Origin of the sequence: uncultured Cardiobacterium sp., from assembly GCF_938028825.1 — a bacterium.
Taxonomy (GTDB): domain Bacteria; phylum Pseudomonadota; class Gammaproteobacteria; order Cardiobacteriales; family Cardiobacteriaceae; genus Cardiobacterium.
Genome location: NZ_CALIZP010000062.1, coordinates 1 through 10,853, shown reverse-complemented (window position 1 = coordinate 10,853; position 10,853 = coordinate 1). Strand labels below are relative to the sequence as shown.

Here is a 10,853-nt window from a genome sequence, read left to right as displayed (position 1 = left end):
GATGTGTTACTTTACAATCATGTGAAATTAACACGACACGCCGGTAAAGGCGGTCAGGAGCGCGTCATGAACAGCGAACAGTTCAGGTTGCTGGGTATCGAAACGGACTATTTCGCCGCTGATGGCAGCTTTGTGCGCATTTCTGACGAGGTGTTGTCGTCGCTGGCGGCGATTCTGACCGCGCCCGGCCAGCATCCCGCGACGAATGTGCATTTCGATGAGGTTTTCACGGTACTGCCGGAAATGGTGGCGTTGCTGCCAATTGGCGGCCTCTTGCCGCGCGTGGCGGCGGTCTTTCTCCTGAATGAACACGGGCAGAGCATCCCCTGCTCTTCGATGATGGTGGAAGGTGGGCGCATCGAGCTGCCGCCGCTGCCGAGCGGCTATTACTCGCTGGAACTGCACAGCGCGCACCAGATGCGGCGCTGTTTGTTGATCGTCGCCCCGCATTCCGTGTACCAGCCGGCGGCGTTAAAACGCGGCGAGCGGTTGAGCGGCATCAACGTCCAGCTTTACAGCCTGCGTTCACAGAACAACTGGGGCATCGGCGATTTCGGCGATTTGCGCCGCCTCGCTGCCAATTTTGCCGCCGACGGTATTGATTTCGTCGGCATCAACCCGCTGCATGCGCTGTTCACCACCCGGCCCAACTGGGCCAGTCCGTACAGCCCTTCGTCGCGACGCTGGCTCAATCCCGTCTATCTCGATATTGGCGGCATGCGCCTTTTCCACATCTCGCCCTCGGCACAGGCGTGGTACAACGAAGCGGCGACGCAAAAGCAGCTTGACGCCCTGCGCGCCGCCGACTGGGTGGATTACGCCCAGGTGCTGCCGTTCAAGCTGCGCGCGCTGTATCTCGTCTTCCGCGACTTTTGCGACAGCGACGACGCCATTTTTGCCGCCGCGCGCGAGAATTTCGCCCGTTTCGTCGAAGAACAGGGGCGGGAACTGCGTCTCTACGGCACTTTTGAAGCGCTGGATCACTACTTCGACGCGCAGAATGCGTCCCTGCCGTTCAGCGAGGACAGCGTCGGCTGGCTGGGCTGGCCGGAAGCCTACCGCTACCCGGACAGCGCCTCCGTCCTTGCCTTTTCCGCCTCGCACGAAGCGGACATCCGTTTTTACATGTGGCTGCAATGGCTCCTGGCGGAACAGCTCGACAACCTGCGCCATTACTGCGGTGAACAGGGCATGATTCTCGGCCTCTATGGCGACCTGGCCGTCGGCGTCTCGCGCGGCGGGGCGGATACCTGGATGCATCGCGATATGTACTGCCTGCAAGTCTCGGTCGGTGCACCGCCGGACGAATTCGGTCCCACAGGGCAGAACTGGGGGCTGCCGCCGCTGCATCCGCAACGCCTAAAACGCAGCGGCTATCAGACCTTCATCAACATGCTGCGCACCAACATGCGTTACTACGGCATCCTGCGCATCGATCACGTCATGGCGCTTTTCCGTCTGTGGTGGATTGCCTACGGCAACAGCGCCAACCTCGGCGCCTATGTGCGCTACCCGCTTGCCGACCTGATGGCCATCCTCGCGCTGGAAAGCCGCCGCGCGCGCTGCGTCATCGTCGGCGAAGACCTCGGCATCGTGCCGGACGAGATGCGCACCGCCCTGCGCGAATACGGCATCTATTCCTACGGCGTGATGTATTTCAACCACAATGGCGCGCGCTACCTCCTGCCCGAAGAATACCCGGAACACGCGCTGGCGGTCATCAGCACGCACGATCTCGCGCCGCTGGCGGGCTACTGGGCCAAAAACGACATCGACACCATGCAGCATCTCGGCGTCTTCACCGGCGACGCCCAGTACCAGAACCTGCTCGCGCAGCGGGAAAGCCGCAAGGCGCAAATCATCGCCGCCCTGCACCAGACCGAACTGCTTGCCGAAAACGAAGACGGCGGCACCCTCAATGACGCTGTCACCCTCGCCCTGCACCGCTATGTGGCGATGAGCCGCAGCCGCCTCTTTGCCATCCAGCCGGAAAATCTCCTCGGCGTAACCGCCTCGTTCAACATCCCCGGCATCGCCAACACCTACCCCAACTGGCGTTACCGCCTGCCGGAAGACATCGTTGCCATGGGGCAAAACCCGCAACTGCACGCCATGCTGCGGCAAATCGTCGCTACCCGTGCCCAACCGCGCGAGCTGCGCCCCATCGCCGCCGCTGCCGCCATCATAACCACCACCGGAGGAATCGAAGTGACATCCGTCGATAAATACCTGATAGACCAACTGTTTTCCGGCACCTTTGCCGACCCCTTCTCCTATCTGGGGCCGCACGAAAACAGCAACGGCACCGCCCTGCGCGTCCTCCTGCCCGGCGCCGAAGCCGTGCGCGTGCTCGCACACGACGACCCGGAAACCGTGCTGGCCGACATGAGCCTGCTGGACGAACGCGGCTTCTTCATCGCCCGCCTGGAAGCGGATGTGCGCCGCTACCTGCTGCAAGTGCGTTACAGCAGCGACAACGTGCAAACTATCGAAGACCCCTACCGCTTCGGCACTACCCTGCGCGACTACGACAACTGGCTGCTCGCCGAAGGCACCCACCTGCGCCCCTACGAACAATTCGGCTCGCACCTCGTCGAAATCGACGGCGTTGCGGGCGTCAGCTTCAGCGTTTGGGCGCCGAACGCGCGGCGCGTCTCCGTCGTCGGCGACTTCAACCTCTGGGACGGTCGCCGCCACGTCATGCGCTTCCACCCGCAAAGCGGCATCTGGGACATCTTCATCCCCGGCATCGGCGAAAACGCCCTCTACAAATACGAACTGCTGGATGCGAACGGCAACATCCGCCTCAAATCCGACCCTTACGCCTTCGGCGCGCAACTGCGGCCGGACACCGCCTCCGTCGTCACCCGTCTGCCCGAACGCCTGCCCTACGACCCCGAACGCATCACCGCCAACGGCATTGACGCCCCCATCAGCATCTACGAAGTCCACCTCGGCTCCTGGCGCAGAAACCCCGAAAACAACTTCTGGCTCAGCTATGCCCAGATTGCCGACGAACTTATCCCCTACGTCAAAGAGATGGGCTTCACCCACATCGAACTGCTGCCCGTCGCCGAATTCCCCTTTGACGGCTCTTGGGGCTACCAGCCGCTTGGCCTTTACGCGCCGACCAGCCGCTTCGGCACCCCGCAGGAACTGTGCACCTTCATCGAAAAAGCGCACGATGCGGGTCTTCATGTCCTCCTTGACTGGGTCGTCGGCCACTTCCCGACCGACGAATACGGCCTCATCCGCTTCGACGGCACCCCGCTTTACGAGCACGCCGATCCGCGCGAAGGCTACCATCAGGACTGGAACACCCTCATCTACAACTTCGGGCGCTACGAAGTGCGTAACTTCCTGACCGCCAACGCCCTCTACTGGATCGAACACTACGGCGTGGACGGCCTGCGCGTGGACGCTGTCGCCTCCATGATCTACCGCGACTACTCGCGCAAAGAAGGCGAGTGGATTCCGAACCGCTACGGCGGGCGCGAAAACCTCGAAGCCATCAACTTCCTGCAACGCACCAACGCTATCTTGCAAAACGAACAGCGCGGCGTTGCCTCCATCGCCGAAGAAAGTACTGCCTTCACCGGCGTCAGCCACCCCACCGAAAGCGGCGGCCTCGGCTTCCAGTACAAATGGAACATGGGCTGGATGAACGACACCCTGCGCTACATGAAAGAAGACCCGGTACACCGCAAATACCACCACAATCTACTGACCTTCGGCATGATCTACCAGTACAGCGAACACTTCGTGCTGCCGCTCTCGCACGACGAAGTCGTACACGGCAAAGGCTCGCTGCTCTCGAAAATGCCGGGCGACTGCTGGCAGCAATTCGCTAACCTGCGCGCCTACTACGGCTACATGTGGGGATACCCCGGCAAAAAACTGCTCTTCATGGGCGGCGAATTTGCCCAGGGGCGCGAATGGAACTACCAGGAAAGCCTCGACTGGTTCCTGCTCGAACCCGGCTACGGCGGCTGGCACGAAGGCGTGCAGAAATGGGTGCGCGACCTCAACCACGCCTACCAGGAACACCCCGCCCTGTGGAAGCAGGACTGCTCGCCGGAGGGCTTCGAGTGGCTGGTGGTCGATGACGCCGAACAATCTGTTATCGCCTTTGCCCGCCACGGCGGCGACGGCAAACCCGTCATCATCGTCAGCAACTTCACCCCGGTGCCGCGCGAAAACTACCGCATCGGCGTCAGCCAGGCGGGGCGCTACCGCGAAATCCTCAACTCCGACGACACCAAGTACAACGGCAGCGGCGTCAGCGGCGGCAAAGAACTCGCAACCGACCCCATCGAAAGCCACGGGCGCGGCCAATCGCTCAACCTCACCCTGCCGCCGCTCGGCACCATCTTCCTCGCCTACGCAGGTGAAAACGGAGCAGACGCATGAAAAAAGAACGCCCGCCGCTGCTCTGCCATCGCGGGCAACCCTACCCGCTCGGCAGCCACCTCGCCACTGTTGACGGCAAAAGCGGCGTGAACTTCGCGCTGGTTGCCCGCCACGCGAGCGCCGTTACCCTCTGCCTCTACGGCCGGGACGGCGTGGAAACCCGCATTGAGGTAAAAAACCGCAGCGACGATGTCTGGCACCTCTTCGTCGCCGATCTCAAGGCGGGGCAGCGGTACGGCTGGCGCGTGGACGGCCCGGCGGACGCGGGCAACTGCTACAACCCGCAGAAAGTCCTGCTCGACCCCTACGCGCGCGCGCTCAACCACCTGCCGCAGTACCGCACGGCGGACGAACTCGCGCTCTACCACCACAGCGATCCGCGCGACAACGCCGCCGTCGCGCCGAAAGCCATCGTCGTCGCACCGGGCAGCTACGACTGGGAAGACGACGCGCCGCCGCGCACCGCCTGGCGCGACACCGTTATCTACGAACTGCACGTCAAGGGGTTCAGCCAGCGCAACCCCGCCATCCCGCCCGCCATGCGCGGCACCTTTGCCGGGCTTGCGCACGAAGCGAGCATCCGCCATCTGAAAGACCTCGGCATTACCGCCGTCGAACTGCTGCCCGTCAGCCAGCACCTTGACGAAGTGCACTTGCAGCGGCGCGGCATGAGCAACTACTGGGGCTACAACGTTTACGCGCACAACATCCCCGATCGCCGCTACGGCAGCGCGGACGACCTGCGCGACATGGTGAAAACCCTGCACCGCGCGGGCATCGAAGTCATCCTGGATGTCGTTTACAACCACACCGCCGAAGAAGACGAGCGCGGCCCCATGCTCAGCCAGCGCGGCATCGACAACCGCCTCTACTACCGCCACAACGCGCACGGCGACTACATCAACGACACCGGCTGCGGCAACACCATCGACGCCAACCACCCGCACGTGCTGCGCTGGATACTCGACAGCCTGCGCTACTGGGTCGAAGCATTCCATGTGGACGGCTTCCGCTACGACCTCGGCTCCATCCTCGGCCGCACCCCCGCCTTTAACCCTGCCGCACCCTTCTTCGCCGCCGTCATGCAGGACCCCGTCCTCAGCCGGTGCAAACACATCGCCGAACCCTGGGATACCGGTTCCGACGGCTACAACCTCGGCGGCTTCCCGCAGGGATTTGCCGAATGGAACGGCCGCTACCGTGACGACATGCGCGGCTTCTGGCTGTGGGAAAACGGCTGGCTTGGTGCGTTGGCGCAACGCCTCTCCGGCAGCGACGACATCTACCACCACGACTGGCGCGGCGTGTACAGCTCCATCAACTACATCGCCGCCCACGACGGCTTCACCCTGCACGACCTCACCGCGTACAGCTACAAGCACAACGAAGCGAACGGCGAAGACAACCGCGACGGCGACAACCATAACTACTCCTGGAACCACGGCGAAGAAGGCGACAGCACGGACCCCGCCGTGAACCTCGCCCGCCACCACAGCCGGAAAGCCCTGCTCGCCAGCCTGCTCCTCTCCCACGGCGTGCCGATGCTGCTCGCCGGCGACGAACTCGGCCACAGTCAGCACGGCAACAACAACGCCTACTGCCAGGACGACGACACCACCTGGCTGGACTGGGAAAAACCCGCCCCGCTGGTGCCATGCGTCCGCGCGCTGACCGCGCTGCGCCGCCAAATGGCCGCCGACGGCATCTACGACGGCTGGTGGCAGCCCGACAACGCCCGCTGGTACACCGCCGACGGCCAACCGATGCGCGACGGCGACTGGCACAACGAAGCGGCGAAAGCGCTGATGCTCGTCCTGCACGACACCTACCTCGTGCTCATCAACGCCAACCGCTGCCCGCAAACCTACCTCCTGCCCGAAGGCAACTGGCGACCGCTCTTTGCCGACGAAGGATTCACCCCGGACGACAGCCGCGCCACCCTTGCCCACAAGGGCGTCGTCGTCCTCACCAACAGCACCGACAAACAAACGGCAACATAACGGAGACAAACATGAATGCCAAAGAAAACACCCTGCCATCCACCGAAGAAATCGCCAGCCAGACCCTGGTGCTCATCCTCGCGGGCGGACGCGGCTCACGCCTCTACGAACTCACCGACCAGCGCGCCAAACCGGCCGTGTATTTCGGCGGCGGCCACCGCATCATCGACTTCGCCCTGTCGAACTGCATCAACTCGGGGCTGTTGAAAATCGGCGTCATCACCCAGTACGAAGCGCACTCGCTGCTGCGCCACCTGCAACACGGCTGGTCCTTCCTGCCGCGCGAACGCAACCAGTTCGTCGATATGCTGCCCGCACGCCAGCAACTCAACGACCAGACCTGGTACCGGGGCACCGCCGATGCCGTGTGGCAAAACGTGCACATCATGAAAGACCACTACCAGCCCAAATACGTGCTGATACTGGCGGGGGATCACATCTACAAGATGGACTACATGCAAATGCTGCGCGACCACATCGCCTCCGGCGGCAAAGCCACCGTCGGCTGCATCGAAGTGCCGCGCGAACAGGCGACCGCCTTCGGCGTCATGGCAGTGAACGAAAAACTCAAAGTCAAAGCCTTCGTCGAAAAACCCGAAGACCCGCCCGCCATGCCCGACCGCCCCGGTTCATCACTGGCCTCAATGGGCATTTACGTCTTCGACGCCGACTACCTCTACGAAGTCCTTGAACGCGAAGCGACGAGTCCCAACACCTCGCACGACTTCGGTAAAGACGTCATCCCCGCCGCCGTGCGCGAAGGTGTGCTCTATGCCCACCCCTTCGAAAAATCCAGCAAGGGCCGCAACACCCAGGGCACCATCTACTGGCGCGACGTAGGCACCCTCGACAGCTACTGGAGCGCCAACATTGACCTCGTCAGCGAACACCCGCAACTCGACATGTTCGACGAAAGCTGGCCGATCCGCACCGTGCCCAAACAAACCGCGCCGACCAAATTCTTCTACAAGCACAACCACGCCCGCACCATCGACAACTCCCTCATCGGCGGCAGCGGCGTCATCACCGACGCCGAAATCAGCAACTCCGTCATCTTCGACCGCGTGCAAGTCTCCGAAGGCAGCCACATCGAATACGCCGTCGTCCTGCCGCAAGTACGCATCGGCAAAAACTGCGTCCTGCGCCGTTGCATCATCGACCGCAACTGCACCATCCCGGACGGCATGCAAATCGGCGTCGATGCCGAGCTGGACAAACAGCGCTTCCGCGTCAGCAAAGGCGGCGTCGTCCTCGTCACCAAAACCATGCTCTTCGCGCTCGCCGCCAAACAAAAACAGGCAGAAGAAGCGGCTGAAAAATAATCCCAAGCGGCATAACCACGGACTTTCCCGCTTACACTATCTACCCCCTCCCCCTTGGGGAGGGCTGGGGAGAGGGTGTTGAGCCGCAGGCTCAAAAAAACAGCCAAGCGGCACAAACACCGGCTGACAACAAAACGTAGGGTGGGCTTCAGCCCACCACACCACATAACCCAAACCCCCGTCGTGTAGGTGGGCTTCAGCCCACCAAACCCAAAACAACCAACCCAACCACATCATCACCCACGAAAGAGGAAACCGCCATGAAAATCCTGCACATCTGTTCGGAACTCTACCCGCTGGTCAAAACCGGCGGCCTCGCCGATGTCCTCGGTGCCTTGCCCTTCGCCCAACACGCGGCAGGACAGGACGTGCGCGTCGTTTTGCCGAATTACCCGCAAGTCGCGGAAAAAATCGGCGAAACCGGCCACGTCGGCTACTACCACACCTTCGCGGGCGACATCGAACTGCGCTACACCGACTACCACGGCGTCGGCCTCTACCTCATCAACTGCCCGCACCTCTATCAGCGCGGCGGCAACCCCTACCACGACCAGCACTACGCCGACTACGGCGACAACTACCTGCGCTTCGGCCTCCTCGGCTGGGTCGGCGCCTCGCTTGCCGCCGGTGCGGATACCTGGTGGAAGCCCGACCTCATCCACTGCCACGACTGGCAGGCCGGCCTCGCCCCCGCCTACCTCGCCGCCTGGGAAGTGCCGGTAAAAAGCGTCTTCACCATCCACAACCTTGCCTATGCGGGCATCTTCAACAGCCGCCACATGGCCGAACTCGGCCTGCCGCAAGACATGTACGGCACCTACGGCCTCGAATTCTACGGCCAGATGTCCTACCTCAAAGCGGGCCTCTACTACGCCGACCACATCACGACAGTCAGCCCCACCTATGCCAGGGAAATCACCCTGCCCGAACACGGCTACGGCCTGCACGGGCTGCTCGGCGAACGCGCCGCGCAGGGACGGCTCAGCGGCATCCTGAACGGCGTGGACGACACCATCTGGAACCCCGACACCGACACCAACATCGCCAAACCCTACAACTCCGGCTACATGCAGGGCAAACGCGTCAACAAGCACACCCTGCAACAAGCCTTCAACCTGCCAACCGACGACAGCGTGCCGCTGCTCGTCATGATCACCCGCCTCACCGAACAAAAAGGCGCGGACATCCTCCTAGGTGCCGCCGAAAGCCTGCTCTCGCGCCCCTTGCAACTCGCCATCCTCGGCACCGGCGCGCCCGACCTCGAAGCCGCCTTCCGCGATCTCGCCGGGCGGCACCCGGAGAAAGTCGGCGTGCGCATCACCTACAACGAAGCCCTCTCGCACCAAATGATCGCCGGCGGCGACGTCATCCTCGTGCCGAGCCGTTTCGAGCCCTGCGGACTCACCCAGCTCTACGGCCTCAAATACGGCACCCTGCCGCTGGTGCGCGCCACGGGCGGCCTCGCCGACACCGTGACCGACACCACCGCCGATTCCGTCGCCGCCCGCACCGCGACCGGCTTTGTCTTCCACCAGCCGACCCCGGACGCCCTGCTCGGCGCCGCCGGGCGCATGCTCGAAACCTGGCAGAACGCCAAACAGTGGGCCTCCATCCGCCAGAACGCCATGGCTGCCGATTTCGGCTGGCACAAAGCCGCCGCCGCCTACGATGCGCTCTACAACAGCATCCCCTGAAACGGGCGGGCACACAAAAGCGGGGCATCGCCCCGCTTTTTTCGTCCACACGGAAAACCCCGCAAATCCACCGTAACAACCACGCAAGACCCCGCTTATAAACGCAAACCCGTTGCGCCATCCACAGCAAAAACGCAGCCGCACCGCTGCCCGCCTTCCTACACTGACCGCATCCCCAAACCAACCCCACGAGGTCAAACATGAGCGAAAAACTGCGTATCAACGGCAAACGCCTGCTGGACAACCTGTTCGCACTCGGCAAACTCGGTGCCCTGCCCGGCGGCGGTTGCTGCCGCCTTGCCGCGATCGCCGAAGACAAACTCGGCCGCGATTACGTCGTCGGCAAAATGAAGGCGCTCGGCATGAGCATCCGCATTGATGAAATCGGCAACGTTACCGGCGTCTATCCCGGCGCAACCGACCTGCCACCGGTCATGATCGGCTCGCACATCAACACCGTCGGCACCGGCGGCATCTGCGACGGCAACTACGGCGTCCTCTCCGGCCTCGAAGTCGTCTAGACCCTGAAAGACGCCGGCATCCGCCCGCACCGCCCGGTCGCCGTTACCTTCTTCACCAACGAAGGAGGCGTGCGCTTCCAGCCGGACATGATGGGCAGCGTCTTCTGGTCGAAACAATACCCGCTCGCGGACGCGCTCGCCGCCAAAGACATAGACGGCGTCAGCGTAGGCGAAGCCCTTGCCGCCATCGGCTACAAAGGCGAAGCGAAAACGGGCGATTTCGCGGTGGACAGCTACCTCGAACTGCACATCGAGCAGGGCCCGATTCTCGACAAAGACAAAATCAACATCGGCGTCGTCACCGGCGTGCAGGGCATCTCCTGGAACGAATACACCATCAAGGGCGTGACCAACCACGCCGGCACCACGCCGATGCGCATGCGCCACGACGCCGGGCTGGTCGCGGCAAAAATCGCCACCTACGCGCGCGAAATCAGCAAAACCCTCGGCGGCAACCAGGTCGCGACCGTCGGCTACATCGACTTCAAGCCGAACCTCATCAACGTCATCCCCGACCATGCCGTCGTCACCATCGACCTGCGCAACACCGACAACGAGCTGCTCAAACAGGCGGAAAAAATGCTGCACGACTACGCCCTCGCCGCCGCCAAAGAAGAAGGCACCGACATCAGCTACCGCTCGCTGGTGCGCTTCAACCCCGTCGTCTTCGCCGCCGAAATCGTCGATGCGGTCGAAGCGGAGGCGCAGGCACAGGGCTTCAGCAACCGCCGCATGCCGAGCGGCGCGGGGCACGACGCGCAATTCATGGCGGGCGTCTGCCCTGCGGGGATGATCTTCGTGCCCTGCAAGGACGGCATCAGCCACAACGTTACCGAATATAGTTAAATAGCAAAAAACAGTAACCATCAAAATCATGACCTATCCAGCCCATATCCGTAAAAAAAT

At 62.7% G+C, this 10,853-nt stretch carries 4 protein-coding genes and 1 pseudogene; all 5 read left to right on the top strand.

Annotated features, from left to right (window positions below):
- Positions 1–66: 66 nt before the first annotated feature.
- Positions 67–4,410 (top strand): 1,4-alpha-glucan branching protein GlgB, encoded by a 4,344-nt coding sequence (gene glgB / locus Q0562_RS13795; RefSeq protein WP_366144750.1) that lies wholly within the window; start codon positions 67–69, stop codon positions 4,408–4,410.
- Entirely contained in the window at positions 4,407–6,410 is a 2,004-nt protein-coding gene (gene glgX / locus Q0562_RS08970; RefSeq protein WP_298643621.1) for a glycogen debranching protein GlgX, read from the top strand. Before glgB ends, glgX begins: the two co-directional genes overlap by 4 nt.
- Before the next feature lie 11 nt (positions 6,411–6,421).
- Complete coding sequence (glgC, locus tag Q0562_RS08965) at positions 6,422–7,732, top strand: glucose-1-phosphate adenylyltransferase (protein WP_298643620.1); 1,311 nt, start codon at positions 6,422–6,424, stop codon at positions 7,730–7,732.
- Between the two features lie 260 nt (positions 7,733–7,992).
- Positions 7,993–9,426, top strand: a complete 1,434-nt coding sequence (gene glgA / locus Q0562_RS08960) for a glycogen synthase GlgA (protein ID WP_298643618.1) — start codon at positions 7,993–7,995, stop codon at positions 9,424–9,426.
- 200 nt (positions 9,427–9,626) lie between these two features.
- A pseudogene (locus Q0562_RS08950) lies at positions 9,627–10,790 on the top strand (Zn-dependent hydrolase); the annotation flags it as partial.
- Positions 10,791–10,853 lie beyond the last annotated feature (63 nt).